Annotated in this window: 19 protein-coding genes; 2 read left to right on the top strand and 17 right to left on the bottom strand. The window is 47.8% G+C overall.

Annotation, left to right across the window (positions count from 1 at the left end; genetic code table 11):
* Positions 1-153: 153 nt before the first annotated feature.
* From ACRYI5_RS01725 to ptcA, 8 genes are all read right to left on the bottom strand, one after another.
* On the bottom strand, positions 154-1,005 hold the full coding sequence (locus tag ACRYI5_RS01725; protein ID WP_448224057.1) for a LacI family DNA-binding transcriptional regulator: 852 nt from the start codon (positions 1,003-1,005) through the stop codon (positions 154-156).
* Positions 945-1,142 (bottom strand): LacI family DNA-binding transcriptional regulator, encoded by a 198-nt coding sequence (locus tag ACRYI5_RS01720; RefSeq protein WP_448224056.1) that lies wholly within the window; start codon positions 1,140-1,142, stop codon positions 945-947. Before ACRYI5_RS01720 ends, ACRYI5_RS01725 begins: the two co-directional genes overlap by 61 nt.
* Before the next feature lie 114 nt (positions 1,143-1,256).
* Positions 1,257-2,048, bottom strand: coding sequence for a MurR/RpiR family transcriptional regulator (locus tag ACRYI5_RS01715; RefSeq protein WP_407878277.1), 792 nt, complete (start codon positions 2,046-2,048; stop codon positions 1,257-1,259).
* Positions 2,049-2,052: 4 nt separating this feature from the next.
* Positions 2,053-3,150 carry an agmatine deiminase gene (gene aguA / locus ACRYI5_RS01710; RefSeq protein WP_448224055.1) on the bottom strand — a complete coding sequence of 366 codons (1,098 nt, stop codon included), beginning with the start codon at positions 3,148-3,150 and terminating at the stop codon, positions 2,053-2,055.
* A 142-nt stretch (positions 3,151-3,292) separates the two neighbouring features.
* On the bottom strand, positions 3,293-4,237 hold the full coding sequence (gene arcC, locus ACRYI5_RS01705; RefSeq protein ID WP_407878275.1) for a carbamate kinase: 945 nt from the start codon (positions 4,235-4,237) through the stop codon (positions 3,293-3,295).
* Between the two features lie 9 nt (positions 4,238-4,246).
* Positions 4,247-5,341, bottom strand: a complete 1,095-nt coding sequence (gene aguA, locus ACRYI5_RS01700; protein WP_448224054.1) for an agmatine deiminase — start codon at positions 5,339-5,341, stop codon at positions 4,247-4,249.
* Positions 5,341-6,744 carry an APC family permease gene (locus ACRYI5_RS01695; protein ID WP_448224053.1) on the bottom strand — a complete coding sequence of 468 codons (1,404 nt, stop codon included), beginning with the start codon at positions 6,742-6,744 and terminating at the stop codon, positions 5,341-5,343. The genes aguA (ACRYI5_RS01700) and ACRYI5_RS01695 overlap by 1 nt, the downstream gene beginning before the upstream one ends.
* 45 nt (positions 6,745-6,789) lie before the next feature.
* Positions 6,790-7,818 carry a putrescine carbamoyltransferase gene (ptcA, locus tag ACRYI5_RS01690; RefSeq protein WP_448224052.1) on the bottom strand — a complete coding sequence of 343 codons (1,029 nt, stop codon included), beginning with the start codon at positions 7,816-7,818 and terminating at the stop codon, positions 6,790-6,792.
* A gap of 410 nt (positions 7,819-8,228) precedes the next feature.
* On the opposite strand from ptcA, the gene yjeM reads away from it, so the two are divergent.
* Positions 8,229-9,725, top strand: a complete 1,497-nt coding sequence (yjeM, locus tag ACRYI5_RS01685) for a glutamate/gamma-aminobutyrate family transporter YjeM (protein ID WP_448224051.1) — start codon at positions 8,229-8,231, stop codon at positions 9,723-9,725.
* A gap of 574 nt (positions 9,726-10,299) precedes the next feature.
* Here the strand turns inward: yjeM and glnA are convergent.
* From glnA to ACRYI5_RS01665, 4 genes are all read right to left on the bottom strand, one after another.
* Complete coding sequence (glnA, locus tag ACRYI5_RS01680) at positions 10,300-11,640, bottom strand: type I glutamate--ammonia ligase (protein ID WP_448224050.1); 1,341 nt, start codon at positions 11,638-11,640, stop codon at positions 10,300-10,302.
* Positions 11,641-11,674: 34 nt separating this feature from the next.
* Positions 11,675-12,043 (bottom strand): MerR family transcriptional regulator, encoded by a 369-nt coding sequence (locus tag ACRYI5_RS01675; protein ID WP_448224049.1) that lies wholly within the window; start codon positions 12,041-12,043, stop codon positions 11,675-11,677.
* Between the two features lie 179 nt (positions 12,044-12,222).
* Positions 12,223-13,149 (bottom strand): tRNA (adenosine(37)-N6)-dimethylallyltransferase MiaA, encoded by a 927-nt coding sequence (gene miaA, locus ACRYI5_RS01670; protein WP_448224048.1) that lies wholly within the window; start codon positions 13,147-13,149, stop codon positions 12,223-12,225.
* Positions 13,139-13,867, bottom strand: a complete 729-nt coding sequence (locus ACRYI5_RS01665) for a glycerophosphodiester phosphodiesterase family protein (RefSeq protein ID WP_448224047.1) — start codon at positions 13,865-13,867, stop codon at positions 13,139-13,141. The genes miaA and ACRYI5_RS01665 overlap by 11 nt, the downstream gene beginning before the upstream one ends.
* An 84-nt stretch (positions 13,868-13,951) precedes the next feature.
* On the opposite strand from ACRYI5_RS01665, the gene ACRYI5_RS01660 reads away from it, so the two are divergent.
* On the top strand, positions 13,952-14,128 hold the full coding sequence (locus tag ACRYI5_RS01660; protein WP_448224046.1) for a DUF3042 family protein: 177 nt from the start codon (positions 13,952-13,954) through the stop codon (positions 14,126-14,128).
* Between the two features lie 76 nt (positions 14,129-14,204).
* On the opposite strand, the gene ACRYI5_RS01655 is transcribed toward ACRYI5_RS01660, so the two are convergent.
* The 5 genes from ACRYI5_RS01655 to rpmG form a co-directional block, all read right to left on the bottom strand.
* Positions 14,205-14,633 carry a rhodanese-like domain-containing protein gene (locus ACRYI5_RS01655; RefSeq protein WP_407878260.1) on the bottom strand — a complete coding sequence of 143 codons (429 nt, stop codon included), beginning with the start codon at positions 14,631-14,633 and terminating at the stop codon, positions 14,205-14,207.
* Positions 14,634-14,679: 46 nt separating this feature from the next.
* Complete coding sequence (locus tag ACRYI5_RS01650; protein ID WP_407878258.1) at positions 14,680-14,922, bottom strand: YqgQ family protein; 243 nt, start codon at positions 14,920-14,922, stop codon at positions 14,680-14,682.
* A gap of 23 nt (positions 14,923-14,945) precedes the next feature.
* Positions 14,946-15,641: a rhomboid family intramembrane serine protease gene (locus ACRYI5_RS01645; RefSeq protein ID WP_407878256.1), complete on the bottom strand. Its 696-nt coding sequence runs from the start codon at positions 15,639-15,641 to the stop codon at positions 14,946-14,948.
* A 6-nt stretch (positions 15,642-15,647) separates the two neighbouring features.
* Positions 15,648-16,199 carry a 5-formyltetrahydrofolate cyclo-ligase gene (locus ACRYI5_RS01640; RefSeq protein ID WP_448224045.1) on the bottom strand — a complete coding sequence of 184 codons (552 nt, stop codon included), beginning with the start codon at positions 16,197-16,199 and terminating at the stop codon, positions 15,648-15,650.
* A gap of 70 nt (positions 16,200-16,269) precedes the next feature.
* Positions 16,270-16,419 carry a 50S ribosomal protein L33 gene (gene rpmG / locus ACRYI5_RS01635; RefSeq protein ID WP_083483979.1) on the bottom strand — a complete coding sequence of 50 codons (150 nt, stop codon included), beginning with the start codon at positions 16,417-16,419 and terminating at the stop codon, positions 16,270-16,272.
* Positions 16,420-16,439 lie beyond the last annotated feature (20 nt).

Below are 16,439 nucleotides of genomic sequence, written 5' to 3'. Positions count from 1 at the left end.
TTTATAAAATTCGAAGAGTGCTTTGTTAACACGGCGTTACTAGACATTCCATTGTCGTAAGCGTTTTCATCGTTTTCTAATTTTTACTCATTTTTTACCAAATAAAAAGCCCCGAGTTTTTAAATAAACCCAGAGCATTAAAGATTGATAAATTTATATATGTTTTATACTACCTCTCTTTTTAAGAACGACTTTAAACTGTCTTTTATTGCCTTCTGTTGAGTTTTTAGTTTGAAATAGCTCATTCGCAAGTGCTTTCCCGATTTCTTCAAGCGGTTGGTGAACCGTTGACATCTCAGGTTGAACATACCTCGTTAATTCAATATCATCAAAGCCCAAAATAGAAATATCCTCTGGCACTCTTTTACCATGAGCAAGTAATCCACGGTTTAACCCAACAGCCAATTCATCGGAAAATGCAAAAACAGCAGTCACACCACTATCAATAACTTGCTTTGCTGCATCGAACCCACTCACTTTTGATTCATCACGTTGTTCAAAAAATAGCGACGGGTTTAAATCCAAATGATATTCTTTTAACCCATTAGTAAAACCTGTAATTCTATGGAGTTTACTTTCACTATTACCTTTTTTCATTAATAAAGCGATTTTACGATGACCGTTATCTAATAAATACTCGGCCGCTTTGCTACCTGCCTCTAACTCATCGATTGCAAAAGTAGATTCCGAATCTTGTTCTGGGTCCATAATAGCCGTCGGTAGCCCTGTGTTTATCAATAAAGTTTGGACATAGGCCAAATCAATATTGTTTCCACAAACGATAATCCCATCGACTGGACGTTCCATAAATTCATTAATGTGATATCCGATACCCTTAGAATCATCTGAAAATTCTACTGACAGCTCTGCAAAATGCGCTTTCACTCCTAATTGAACACCCTGAATCAGTTCACGATAATACGGACTATCCAAATCAGGGACAATCATTCCAATCGTAATTTTAGCCTCAAATGGTTGATCGTTATTTGTATTGTGATAGCCCATTTTTTTTGCAACCCTAAGACCTTTTGGCGGGTGACTGCACTAAATCTATCACCTTTTCCATTCAAAATTTGTGACACAGTAGTTACAGAAATTCCAGCTGCTTCTGCAATATCAGTAATCGTTGTTTTTTTAGGCATTATTTTAACCTCAGTCATCGATTTTAAAATCTATACTCTTTTACCTTTTCTTTATAATAAGTCAGCTTCCAGTAAAAAAATAGCACAAATATTTTACTTATCTATTTAGACCACTTATATTCCTTGATCCTCCAACCATTGGTACAAGACTAATTCCATTAGGACCACTGCACTCACGCGTGAAGTGATGGTTGCCCCTTGCGGACCAGTAACCTCATCAACAAAGGTGTATAGGTTGGCATCACTAAGGTTCTGAATCGCGTTATTATCTGCACCTGTGATGGACATAATCATGGGATGTAACGGTCGGTGATCCGTTAATTGCTGAATGAGGCTGATGAACTCTGGTTCTTCACCGCTGTAATCAATGATTAGCACAAGGTCTTCAGGTTCAATGTGCCCAATGGCCGCCTTTCTGTATAAGCGATCCGATGGAAAGACCACGTTAAATCCGGCCAGCCGGTATTGATCCGCAATGTAATGGGCTGCCCCTTTACTAATACCAGTCGCAAAGATGAACAGTGTATGCATGGTGTTCATCTTTGCGGTGATTTGGTGCAGCAGTTCTGGCCGCAAGACGTGAACGGTTTCCTCGATGTTTTTTAGGTATTCTTCACGGTAGTTCTTTTGTGGCACAACAAACTGCGTTTCAGGATGCGCGGTTTGAGTCATGACGGCATCGCGCGTGGTGAATTTCAGTACAGTGATGAGTTCACTGTAACCAGAAAAGCCAATTTTACGAACGAACCGCAAAAAGGTGGCCGTGGAGACAAAGCACTTGGCTGAGACTTCACGAATTGACATCCCCTTTACATCGTTCATGTTTTTCACGATGTAATCAAAGAGTTTCCGTTCATTATCGGTGAGGCTTTTCAAATGCGCACTCGCGATTTCAAAGAAATTCATGTGTTTAACCCCCAAACGCTGCGGCATCTGGCCGCGTGTGCACCACTGTATGAATGTTGCCACCACCTAAGATCATTTCCCGTGCATCAAACCCAACAACGCGCCGGTCCGGAAAACACTTGGCCAGTGTCGCCTTGGCGATCGCGTCCTGTTCATCGTCAAATTCGGGCACGATGATCATGTCATTGACCGTCACAAAGTTGACGTAACTGGCAAAGAGCCGTTGTCCCGCTAACCGTGGTAACAATCCATTAATTGGATCAATCCCCTGACTTTCTGCTTGTGTCACGTGTTGAGCAGCTGGCATGGTCAGGTGATGAATGACCAGTTTCCGCCCCTGTGCATCACGAGCGGCTAACAGGGTTGTCTCCGCTTCTCGAACAATGCTGTACATGGGATCGGCCTCATCCTCCGTCCAGGTCAACACCACTTCGCCTGGGCGAATGTAGTTCAGCATGTTATCAATGTCCCCATTGGTTTCATCCAAAAAGTAACCATGTTTCAACCAGATAACGGTGCTGATCCCCAACTCCTGTTTTAGCCCAAATTCAACTTCTGCTTTGGTGAAGCCAGGATTCCGGCCTTCTGATAACAACACATCCTCCGTCGTGATCAGCGTGCCCTGGCCGTCTGTCATGATGGCACACCCTTCGATAATTAACTCATGGTTCACGGTGTACGGCACCCGGTTTAACTCCGCCAGCTTTTGTCCCAACAATTGATCATTTGCCCACGGAAAGTACAAGCCGTCCAGTAAGCCGCCCCATGCGTTAAACCCGAAGTCCGTTGCGGCCAACCGCCCGTTTTCATCGACGTACACGGGCCCAGTGTCCTTAACAAACGCATCGTCAGCGCTCATTTCCACCACCCGGACCCCTTTTGGCAACCACTTTCGGGCGTTAAGGTACTGTTTGTTCGAAACCAACATTGTTACCGGTTCAACTTCATTAATCAAGCTTGCCAACCGTGCAAAGGCTGCTTGAGCGGGCTTCCCACCGTTGCGCCAGTTGTCTGGTCGTTCCGGCCAAATCATGTACGCATCTGCCTGGCGCTCGAACTCGGCCACCATCCGTCTGGCAGTCGTTTTCATCACGTTCTTCATAAGAACCCTCCTGAACTTTCCTGATAAATTAAGCATACTGGACAACTGCCCATAAAAAAAGAGTTGATTCAACAATCCCTTAACCATGGCTTAACTGTGTCACCACCGCCATTACGGATTGCATCCTCAACTCTTTTACAAACTATTTACTAATGATGGTCCCGGAACCGTCTGTCAAAAAGGCTTCCACGTTATCCAAGGATGTGATCACAGCTTTTCCGTTCGCACTGTGCGCCACAAAGTCATTGGCTGCCTGAATCTTTGGCAACATGGACCCGCGGGCAAACTGACCTTCTTCAATGTAGGCTTCCAGTTCACTCACCGTAACATCCGTGAGTGCTTTTTGGTCAGGCTTATTGAAGTTGACATACACGTTATCGACCGCTGTCAACACGATCAGCAAGTCCGCGTCAATCAACTCAGCCAGCTTTTCAGACGCAAAGTCCTTATCAATAACGGCTTCACGACCCACATAACGGTTACCGTCCTTCACAACGGGCACCCCACCGCCACCAACGCTGATGGGAATGATGCCGTCATCAACCAAATGGTTCACAACGTCGGCTTCCACCACGTTGATTGGCTTCGGTGATGGCACGACCCGCCGGAACCCACGACCGGCATCCTCAACAAACGTAAAGTCTGGGTGCGCAGCTCGCTGATCCGCAATTTCATCGGCCGTATAAAACGGACCGATTGGCTTTGATGGATCCGTAAAGGCGGGATCAGTTGGCGAGACTTCCACCTGGGTGACCACCGTTGCAACAGATTGGCTTAACCCCTGTTCAGTCAACGCTTCATTTAATGCGTTTTGTAGCCAGTAACCAATGCTCCCCTGGGTCATTGCGACCGCAGTATCAATGGGCATTGCGGGGTTAGTTGCCGTCGCACCGGCCGCCTGTTGGAGTAACAGGTTCCCGACTTGCGGACCATTCCCGTGGGAAACGACCAGTTGATCACCCTGTGCCACAAAATGAACGAGGGCCGCTGCCGTTTTCCGAAGTGCTTCTTGTTGGGCCTGTGCGCTGGCGTCATCCGTTAAGATGGCGTTTCCGCCCAGGGCAACCACGATTTTTCTACCTGCCATTGCTGTCACCTATGCCTTTGGAATTTGTTGCGTAATGCAGTGCACGTTCCCACCGCCAAGGAGGATTTCACGAGCGGGAACCCCGACAACTTTGCGGTCAGGATAGAGTTCTTCCAGAACCTTTTGGGCATTTTCATCCGCTGGGTCACCAAACGTTGGGAACACGATCCCGCCGTTAGCCGTGTAGTAGTTCACGTAGCTGGCAGCCAACCGGTCACCGGCTTGACGCGGTAACGTTCCGTCAACGGCGTCAACCCCTTCACTTTCCTCTTGCGTGATGAGAACAGGCTTTGGCACAGCCAACTTCACAACTTTGATTTTACGACCCTTTGCATCCGTTGCATTTTCAAGGATGTCCAAGTTTTCCTTTGAAATCTTGTATTGAGGGTCGTTTTCATCATCAGTCCAGGCTAAGGCAACCACACCAGGACGAACAAAGTTAGCAATGTTGTCCACGTGACCGTTAGTTTCATCGTTATAAATCCCGTCCTTCAACCAGATGACCTTTTCCAGGTTCAAGTGTTCTTTCAGGACTTCTTCGATTTGTTCTTTTGATAATTGGGCGTTGCGACCCTTCGAAAGTAAACATTCTTCGGTTGTGATCAGGGTGCCTTCCCCATCAACGTGAATCGAGCCACCTTCAAGGATAAAGTCATCCAAACGGTACCGGTCAACGCGCTCTTGTTCAGCCATCTTTTGGGCCACGCGGTCATCTTTATCCCATGGGAAGTACAACCCATCGACCAAGCCGCCCCAAGCGTTGAACGTCCAGTCAACGGCCCGCAAGCCGCCCTTGTCGTCCTTCACAAACGTTGCACCACAGTCACGAACCCATGAATCGTCACTGGAAATTTCCACAACTTCCACCTGATCAGGCAACATGGTTCGGGCGTTTTCGTACTGGTCGTCATTGACCCCAACCGTGACGTGTTCAAATTGAGAAATGGCTTCGGCAACCTTCACAAACGTGTGCTGGGCGGGTTTGGCCCCGTTGCGCCAGTTATCCGTCCGTTCTGGCCAGATAATGTACACACCAGTGTGTTCTTCAAATTCACCGGGCATCCGGTAACCATCTTGTTTAGGTGTACTCGTTAAAGTTTTCATTATTCAACATGTTCCTTTCCGTTACTCGTTGGTTTTACCATTGCTTGAACTTCTTTATGTTCAGCAACCCGGACCACGATTTCACCGATAACTACCGCAACAATTGTGCCAATCAGGATTGGGAGTTTATTGCTAAGCTCATCGCTGGACCCGTTTAACGGCAGAATTGATAAGAGAATTGTGGCAATCAGGAGCACTTCAGGCACCCAGGTCATGATGTTGATCATCACTTTACCACCAGGAACCTTAAACGGCCGTTCACGGGCAGGGTCACTCTTCCGTAATTTCCAGAATGCTGGGAACATCATCGTGTAAGACAGCAGTAAGGCAACCACGTTTAGAGCGAAGAAAGCCCAGAAAATGTTTTGATTAGGAATAAATGGTGAGGCAATGACCAAAACAGAGGCCACGATGCCGTTTAGATAACCCGTCCCAACGGGCATTCCCTTTGCGTCTTCCTTCCCAAAAATGGCGGGCAAGGAATGGTCTTTGGCCGCATAATTTGCGACGTAATTGACCCCGAGCGCCCATGAAATCATTTCGGACGCCAAGATGTAGAGGAACATGATCCCAATGATGATAACAAACCAGTTCATGTGGCCAATCATCAGAACGAAACTATCAATCAAACCAGATGAAGCAGACAGCTTGTTTGTTGGAATGGCGGCACCCATCCCAAAGGCTGCTAATAGATAGAAGAAAGCGATCAGAATCCCACCATAAATGATGGCTTGGGGAATTTGTTTCTTCGGGTTGTCCATGTCGTCAGCCATGGTGGCAACGACCTCAAACCCTAAGAAGTTAAAGATAATAACGGACAGATTGCTTAGACTAGACAGGTTCAACTTTGGGAGTAAGTTTGTCCCACTGAAGTTGTTGGCAACCCCCTTTGTCACTGCAAAGTAGATGCCCATGATCCCCAAGGCCAGAATCGTAAAGATTTTGGCAAACGCGGCGAGGTTCATGATCCATTTGCTCTCACTAACTGGCTTGTTTCCCAGTGTTACCACCGTCCAGACAAACCCCAGTTGAATGATGATCTGCCAGAAGACGTTTAAATGCAGACCGAAGATTTGGGCGGCCACCTCGACGAACAACACCGCCAAACTCGCCATCCACAACGGGTAGTTCAGCCAATATAACCAGGCTAACCGACCGCCCCACCGGCGACCAAATGCTTGTTTGACCCAGTCATACAAACCACCATCGCCAACGTAGGTCGTTCCTAATTCTGACGAGATCAACCCATACGGGATGAAGAAGAGAATCAGAAGGAAGATCCACCAAAAGAATTGTGATGGTCCAATGGCGGCAGCCGGTGCGGCGGATTCAACCACCAACACGACCACAACGGCCATCAGTACGGCATCAAAAAGCCGGAATTTTTTCTTGTTTGTATTCATCGTGCGTTCCTTTCGTTGCCACCCCTACGGCACTAGGCAAGTAAACTATGCTTGTTCGTTAACTTGGTGAGCGAGCATGTCGTCAATTTCACTCTGGAACTTTTCAGCATCTTCCTTAGAAGCATGCTTCATCAGTGGGTTCAACAAGTAAGTGAAGATGGCACGCATGGCAGTCTTCCGGTTGCCGGCTTCTTCCCAAGCAAGTGAGTAGTCAGCGTCGATCACTTCGTCAGTGACTTCTTCACCACGGGTTGCTGGCAGACAGTGTAGGAACTTAACGTCCTTTGAGGCTTTGGCAACTAAGTCAGCGTTTACTTGGTACTTAGGGAAGAAGATGTGCATCCGTTCGTCCTTTGGTAATTCGGATTCGTACAAGCCGTACCAAACGTCAGTGTAGATGAAGTCGGCATCCTTCATGGCTTCATCAGCGTCTTCAGTAATCAGAACAGAACCACCAGAAACTTCGGCATTCTTCTTACCAATTTCCAGTTCTTCAGGCTTGATTTGGAAGCCCTTTGGTCCAAATTGAACAAAGTCCATGCCCATCTTTGTTGCCATAAACATGGTTGAAACACACACTTGAGTAGCGTCCCCAACAAAGACGATCTTACAATCGCTCAACTTCTTACCAGCTGGTAAGTGTTCGCTCATGGTGATGATGTCCCCTAATTCTTGGGTTGGGTGGTTGTAGTCACTCATGAAGTTAACAACGGGCACTTGTGCAAACTTACCAACTTCGGCAACCGTCTTATGACGTTCAACACGGGCACCGATGATGTCCACGATGTTCCCTAACACGTGAGATGTGTCTTCGATAGTTTCGTGACCACCCAATTGGATTTGACCAGGTGCCAAGTATTGGGCATGGCCACCAAGTTCGGTCATAGCTGCTTCAGCGGATGTCCGGGTCCGGGTTGATGATTGTTCGAAGATCATTCCAAGGGTCTTGTTCTTCAAAACTTGTGGGTAGTAGCCGGCGTTGATGGAAGCTTTCAATTTAATTCCAAGATCGATCATGTATTGAATTTGTTCCTGGGTGTAAGTGTTGGTATCGATAAAATCACGTTTTTGCATAATGACTAACTCCTCTGAATAATTTATTTTTCTTGATTACGTGATTAGCTTAACGAGGTTTTGTCGATTTAGGAAGCGCTTTCACTAAAAGCCAAACGCTTTGAGAACGGCCTGTTACACGTTTCATTTCATGAAACATGTAACACGGCGTCAAATGAGTGATGCCATTAGTGTTCACACCATTATTGCGATTACACACCGTACATTTATTCAATGTTGCATGAAACAATTATCGCCGATAATCAATCATTCTTCTTCGTGAAAGTTTGTCATAACAGTTCTTACCATCTATATTTGTGCTAAAATAGGTACCATTGTTCTAATTATTTAATGTATATTTTTTCATTCGGGTGGCAACACTTAATGACACCACCCTTTCATCCTGGCGTTTAGATTGGAGTCCTTATACAGTGGAAGAAACACAGCAGCACAACAAGATCGGCCTCGTCGGCCTGATTCTCATGGTTTTTACCTCCATTTACGGATTGAACAACACGACCGTGGCGTTTGATCAAATGGGATACGCAGCGATTTTTTGGTACATCCTCGCCGCCATTTTATTTTTCTTACCAATTGTTTTGATGTTTGCCGAATACGGGGCATCGTTTAAAGCAGCTCATGGTGGAATTTACTCCTGGCTGGCTGAATCCATCGGTGAACGCCTGGCCTTTATCGGGACGTTCATCTGGTTATCCGGCTGGATCGTTTGGCTAGTATCAGAATGCGCCAAGGTCTGGATTCCCTTTTCAACGGCTTTTGCCGGCCATGACACCACCCAGTCATGGCATTTTCTTGGGTTAAACTCCACGGAAACGGTTGGGATTCTAGCCATCATCTGGATGATCGTCGTTACCTACTTTTCAACTCACGGGATCAATCAGATTGCCCGGTTTGCGGCGTTTGGTGGTGCATTCACTCTGATCATTACAGCCTTTTTCATGATCATCAGTGTCGTATTGCTGATCATGCAACACGGTCACCTTGTCGAACCCATGACCACCCACGCGATTTTTCACTCACCAAATCCACAGTTTAGTTCGCCAATCGCGCTCATGTCGTTCGTTGTCTACGCCATCTTCGCGTATGGCGGGATGGAAACAATGGGTGGTGTGATCGATAACGTCAAGCATCCGGCCAAAACGTTTCCGCGCGCCATGCTTATTTCAACGTTTTTGATGCTCTTCATCTACGCAGTCGGGATCCTTTTATGGGGTGTTAGTGCTAACTGGCACCACATCCTTGGTAAGGGTTCCACTGATTTAGGAAACGTGCTTTACGTCTTAATGAACAACCTCGGGGTCACCCTTGGCCACGCGATGAATCTGTCGCCCCATGGCGCCACTGTTTTAGGAAACTGGTTTGGTCGTTTGATCGGTGTGGAAGAATTTCTATCTGATACCGGAGCCTTCTTCGTTCTGGTATACGCCCCACTAAAGGCCTTCATCATGGGAACACCCGCAAAGTTTTGGCCAAAACGCATCACAAAATTGAACCGGTACCAGGTGCCAGCTTTTGCCATGTGGACCCAAGCAGTTATCGTGGCGGTCGTTATCTTCGCCGTTTCGTTTGGTGGTAGCAGCGCCCAGGCCTTTTATACCGTCTTGACGGATATGGAAAATGTCTCATCGGCCTTTCCGTACCTCTTCTTGGTGGGTGCCTTCCCGTTCTTCAAACGGCGCCTCGATTTAGAACGACCATTTGTTTTTTACAAATCACACCGGACCACGTGGACGGTCACAACCATTACCTGGCTGACCGTTTTCACCGGCATCTGTTTCACCATGATCCAACCCGTTTTGGAACATGACTACTACACCGCTTTCTGGACAATCATCGGCCCCATCTTCTTTGGTGCTGTTGCCTGGGCATTCTACAACCACGCAGTTAAGAAAACGGACTTATCGTAAGTTACACTACTAAAAAATCCCCCGGTAAAATTCTAACGTGAATTTTACCGGGGGATTTTTTACGTTCGGGTGCACCATAATGGCACTCATTTTTCGATATTACTATAATTTTTAAATTAGATATTGATAACATTTATCCTTCAATGATTGTTCTCACCGTCATTATCTTAGATAAGAAACCTGTTGCCAACCCACACTTGCAACAGTGGGGAGGTGTTGTTTGATGTTTCGTGATCTTTTTTCACCGTTGATTGTCGGCGTCCTTGTTGCTTTATTTACGGACTGGTTAGCCCGTCGGCGACACAAATAATGATTTGGCAACACGCTAACCCACCCGTTTAGCCTTATATAAACGTAAAAAAGCCCCCTGACTAGTGTAAGTAGTCAGGGGGCTTGGTGTTGTTTGGTTCCATGATCTTTTATGGGTTTAGTATAGCATGCTTTCGTCCCTAACGGAAGTCATCACTTAAATATTCTTGAAGCATTATTTTTAGAAGGAATATCACATCTCAGAGCTACAAAGTCGCTGAAACGCGAAAGTGGGCGCGATTAGGCCTACTTTCGCTCTCTATTTTTAATACTGTTCCAAATATTGATCGCGTTCCCACTTCGTTACTGCCTGACGGTAGGATGCCCATTCCAGTTTCTTTGCTTCCACAAAGCTCTGGTACAAGTGATCCCCTAGGGCAGACTTCATCGTTGGATCAGCCTGTAATGTCTTTGTTGCATTATGCAAGTTGTCTGGTAAGTTACTAATGTGGTTGGCTTCCCGTTCACTCTCATCCATCGAGTAAATGTTTCGATCCACCGAATCCGTTGGCGTTAAGCCGTTACGGATCCCGTCCAGTCCTGCCTCTAGCATCGCTGCAATCGCCAGATATGGGTTAGCTGACGGATCCACCTGCCGTAATTCCAGCCGTGTCGAGTTTCCCCGGGCGTTTGGAACCCGAACAAGTGGTGACCGGTTTGAACCAGACCACGCCACGTAAACGGGGGCTTCAAATCCCGGAACCAACCGTTTGTATGAGTTCACGATGGGGTTAACGACCGCTGTGAAGGCCCGGGCATGTGCCAACAAACCACCAAGGAAGTGGTAAGCCGTGTCACTTAGCTCAAGCTCGCCTTCTGGATCATAAAAGGCGTTTCCTTCAGCCGTCGATAATGACATGTTCATGTGCATCCCTGAACCGTTAATGCCTTCCAATGGCTTTGGCATAAACGTCGCAAACAAGCCGTACTTTCGGGCAATGGTCTTAACAACCAACTTAAACGTCTGGATGTTGTCCGCTGCTTCCAGTGCATCCGCATACTTAAAGTCAATTTCATGTTGACCAGGTGCGACTTCGTGATGGGCGGCTTCAACTTCAAAGCCCATTTTTTCCATTTCGAGCACGATGTCACGACGGCAGTTTTCACCTAAGTCCATTGGGGCCAAGTCAAAATAACTCCCCTTGTCGTTTAGCTTCAACGTTGGTTCACCGTCTTCATCCATCTTAAACAAGAAGAATTCTGGTTCAGGACCAATGTTAAACGACGTGAACCCGGCATCCTTCATTTCGTTCATTACCCGAATGAGGTTGTTCCGTGGGTCGCCCGCAAATGGTTCGCCATCAGTCGTGTAAACTTCACAGATCACTCTGGCGACCTTTCCGTGTTCACTCCCCCATGGGAAGACCATCCACGTGGACAAGTCAGGATAAAGGTACATGTCACTTTCTTCAATGCGCACAAACCCGTCAATGGACGAGCCGTCAAACATTAACTTGTTATCCAGCAACTTTTCGAGCTGACTCGTAGGGACTTCCACATTTTTGATGGAGCCCATTAAGTCAGTAAACATTAACCGTAAAAATTCCACGTGTTCCGTTTTAACCAGTTGCCGAATCTCATCCTTGGTGTATACCTTTTTTGCCATGTACTGCTCATCCTTTCTTGTTCCGTGACCAGTTCTAAAAGGGCCGCCCCAGATGCTGCCGTGGTGGTCGCATTCCTGCCAATTGCTGCATTTCATCCTCCAACATCCGCCGTACCCGTTGATCTGAAACTTGCTGGGCATCCGCTAGTGCCTGTTGGTGGGCCTTACGTGCAAGTTTCCGCATCGTTTCAAAATCCATCCCGCTTGCCAAGCCATCCTTCACTTCCAGCAACCGGTCAACATCATTCAATGAATACCGCCGGCGATTGCCTTCGTTGCGAGCTGGATGAACCAGATCCTGGGTTTCATAATAACGAATTTGGCGAGGTGTCAGTGCTGTCAGTGCCACCACGGTACTCATTGGTAAAACTGCTAATGACCGCCGTAATTGCTTTTCTGACATCACTGCCCCCCCTTTTACGCTGCACATGATTTAACAGGTGTATCATCCCACCAACACCGATTCCTGTCAATTGTTCATGTTAGAACTTCTGACATAGGCAGGGCATTTTCATAACTAGTGAACAGTGCCAATAAAAAAAGTGACCATCTGAACACGTTCAGACAACCACCATCGACCAGTCATTTAATTGAGTGGCGCCACTGACTCACTGCCGCGGCAACATCGCTAATTTGATTCTGCCCGCTAACCAGGTCAAACCAGGTGACCGGTAACTGGTGCCGAAACCACGTTAGTTGACGTTTAGCATAGTGCCGCGAATTTCGTTTCAATAATTCAACTGCCGCCGCTTGATCCATTTGGCCGTTTAACATCGGAAACAACTCCTTGTAGCCGATGCCCTTGCCCGCCTGAAGCGTAAGGCCGCCCTGATCAAGCAACCATTTGGCCTCCTCAACTAGGCCGTTTGCCATCATTAGGTCGACCCGTTGATTGATCCGGTCGTACAACACCGCCCGGTCTGTATTCAAACCAACAATGAATGCGTCATATTGATCGGGTTGATCCGTTTGCGCCAGGATGGAGTGGCCAGTGCTCGCATAAACTTCCAGCGCCCGCACCAACCGGCGGACATTTCCCGCCGGAATGGTGGCAGCGGCAGCGGGGTCCACAGCGTTTAGTTTCGCCCATAGCCACTCAGCACCATGTTCATCAGCTAGCGCCGTCCACTTAGCCCGCAAGGCTTCATCGGCCGGCGAACCCAGCTGCATGCCCTTCAACAACGCTTGGAGATAAAAACCGGTGCCGCCGACAATGATTGGCAAGTGCCCTCGTGCCGTGATCTCTGCAATCAACATTTCGGCGCGGGCCACAAAGTCCGCCACGGTAAAACCATCCGTCACGTCACGCTCATTGATCAGATAATGGGGGATCCCATCCTGTTCATCAGGCGTTACTTTGGCCGTCCCAACGTCTAGGTGCCGATACACCTGCATGGAATCTCCGGAAATGATTTCACCATCGAACTGATGGGCCAATTGAATCGACAGGGCCGTTTTCCCCACCGCCGTTGGCCCTACGATCAAAAGCACTTGTGATTTAGTTGTCATCGTTCATCACCTCTTGTCTCAATTGTTGTGCTAATACCGGTTGATCTGTAATCACTGCGCCAAGGCCTGCCTGAAAACACAGCCGTAAGTCGTCCGGTTGATTGACCGTCCATCCGCGTCGTTGCACTGGGTTTGATAAACGCTGGTGGCGAATGGCCCACCGCACCCAACTGATTCTCGGATGGGTGCTTGTGATTACGCCAGTTGCTTCTAAACGGTTAGTCATTCGCGTTGGCCACCGAAACAATTGTGCCCGGTCAATGTCAGGTGCTAAGGCTGCCAGTTGTCGAAGGGACCGGCTTGAAAAACTACTGAACACAATGGTAAATGGCCACGCTTGTTGGGCCAACGTCACCACCTGTGCTTCAAGACCCGGATAACGGACATGATCTGTTTTTACTTCAATGTTCAACACGCCGGTAAACTGATGGGCCGTTAGCCACGTTAACGCATCACTGAGGGACCATAAACGCCCCGCTGGTTCATGGCGCAGCGGTAACCGGCGTAGATCCGCCCACTGCCACGTATTGACCAGTCCTTGACCCGTAGTGATTCGATCAATGGCTTCGTCATGAATCAAAACGGGCACACCATCAGCCGTTTGCTGGACGTCCGTTTCAATCCCGTCAACCCCGAGTGCAAGGGCCGCTTCAAACGCTGATTGTGTATTTTCAACTCCCTGAGTAATCAGTCCCCGGTGGGCAATGATCAATGTCATAAATTTTCCATTCTTTCCGCTGGACGTCCTTCCCAAAAAACGACATAATGAATGTGTTACTAAACCATTGAGGAGGTCATCTGCATGAAATCATTCAATAAAGGCTTTTTAGTTGGCGTTATCGCTTCACTTGGGGCCGTTGTCGCAAGTTTGGTGTCATTCCACAAAACGGTTATCACACCAATCGAAGCTGAAGAAGACCGCATCGACGACAACCGCCGTCGCGCTCTACGCAAGTCACGTTCTTCACACCAAGGTTAATCAACTGAGTGTTGCACAACACTTAGATAATGAAACAGGCACTTATGGATGATTATTCCATAGGTGCCTGTTTTGATTAGTACTTGCTGGATTTGGTCTTGCCTTCCCAACGACCGTAGCCGCCCTTCAGGATGAACAACTTGGTGTAGCCGTTGTTGGCTAACCGAAGTGCAGCCCGACCACTTAACGTCCGGCTTTCATCGTATAAATAGACAGGTAAATCTTCACGAATTTCCTTAAACCGTTGGCTGAACGTTGAGTAAGGAATGTTCCGAGCGCCTAAAATATGGCCCGCATCAAAATCCTTCTTCTCACGAACATCAATAATTTGGGCCCGGCGCATTCCCGCCTGGAACTCTTCCTGGTCCAACATGGTTGCGGCACGATTCCGCCGCACCACCATCACAATGCGCCAGATCACCCAGCCCACCACGATCGTTAACCCAACAATATCAAAAATCCATTCAGCAATCGACATCGCAACTAACACAACACATTCCCCCATCTTTTAAACCTAATACACACATTGTACACATTTGCCGGCGCACTGCCTAGGCTTGCCCAGAATTTTCCGGTTTCTGTTCCTCAATGTGGTGTTCATGATTCAAGACAACCTTCGCCTGAAGCCACGTTGGTTTATCGATGGTGTTCATTTTGTATAGGTTATCTAACTCGAGGGCCATCACCTCAATGTCCCACAACCGCTTTCCGACATAAACGTAGATGCCAAACATTTTCAGCAGTTGTTGCACATCGTATAACGTCCGTAATGACGCTGGTTCACCACGATACATGTTTGTTTACCTCCGTTTTACCATTACATAATTAATAACAGCACTGCGCTCACAGCGCCAAGACCAATGACCCCTAATCCACGCCACCAGATCGGCAAACGACGGTAGCTATGATTAGCTGGAACCCAAAGGATCATCGCGACAACAAAGCCGCCCAGAAGGCCCCCAATGTGCCCCCAGATGTCCACGCCAGCACTAAAGAGGTCAAAGACTAAGTTTAAGACCACCAGTAAGCCAAATTGACGCGCAACCTGCCGTAAATACGGGTTCGCTCGTTCAATGATCCCAAGAATGATAAACGCACCAAACAGGCCAAAAATGGACGTACTGGCACCGGCAGAAAGTGTGTGTGGTTGAAAAGCAGCACTCCACGCGTTCCCTGTGAAGCCACTGACCACGTAAATCACGAGCATCCGCCAGTGGCCGAAGAGTGATTCAATTTGCACGCCTAAGAAGTACAACACCACCATGTTTAGCCCAATGTGCATCACGCTCATGTGAATAAACATTGGTGTAAACAAGCGCCACCACTGTCCCGCTTGAATGAGTGGTGTGTACCGGGCACCAGCTTCTAACAGTGCCTGGCCGGAAAATGTGCTGTTTAGAGAAACGGCCGGTAATTGGTACCGAAACACCATCCATAAAAAGACCAGCACATTAATGGTCACCAACGTAATCGTCATTGGTGAGCCGTTTACGAATCGTCGCCATCGTCTCATGTGTTGTTACCCCTCCTGAAGCGAAATTAATTGCTGAATTTTAACGTCGAATCGTTCTACCGACCACGTCGCGACGTGATGCCGTTGCGCTGGGAGAACCAAACTAGCGGTCGGCCCGGCATATTGGGCCAGATAACGGTCATAGTAACCGGCACCAAAGCCCACCCGGCTCCCATCGTCAGCAAACGCAACGCCTGGAACAACGATTAAGTCATGCTTGTTTGGTGCAATAACCGTTCCGCCGACCGGTTCCTCGAGACCAAATTTGGTCGTTTCAAACGTCACTCCTGGTCCCAAGACCACAAATTCCATTTGCCGGTGCGCTAACGTTCTTGGCACCGTCACCGTCTTTCCCGCTGCTAACGCCTGCGCGATCAACGGCCTAGTATCCAGTTCAATGGCCGTACTCATGGTCAATCCAATGGTCGTGGCTTTTTGCCATTCTGGCCGACCAATCAGCCCGGCAATAAGTTGTTGGCTCTGTGCCACTTTATCCGTGGCTGATAATTTTTCTAATGCCGCCAGTGTCTGCTGACGAACGACTTGCTTTGTTTGCATGTTGCACCCCGTTAGTTGCCCGAAAAAAACAAAAAAGCGTCTGAGAAAATTCCCAGACGCTAATCAGTCATTACTTAGTTTCACGGTGCAAAGTAACTTTGCGATCGTGAGGGCAGTACTTGTTTAATTCAACCCGGTCTGGATTGTTGCGCCGATTTTTTGATGACAAGTATGTTTGTCGACCACATTCGGTGCATTCTAAGGTAATGTGTACGCGCATCTTTAACCCTCCACTCTACT

This window comes from Furfurilactobacillus sp. WILCCON 0119 (genome assembly GCF_053471565.1).
This window is presented reverse-complemented; position numbering and strand designations above follow the sequence as displayed.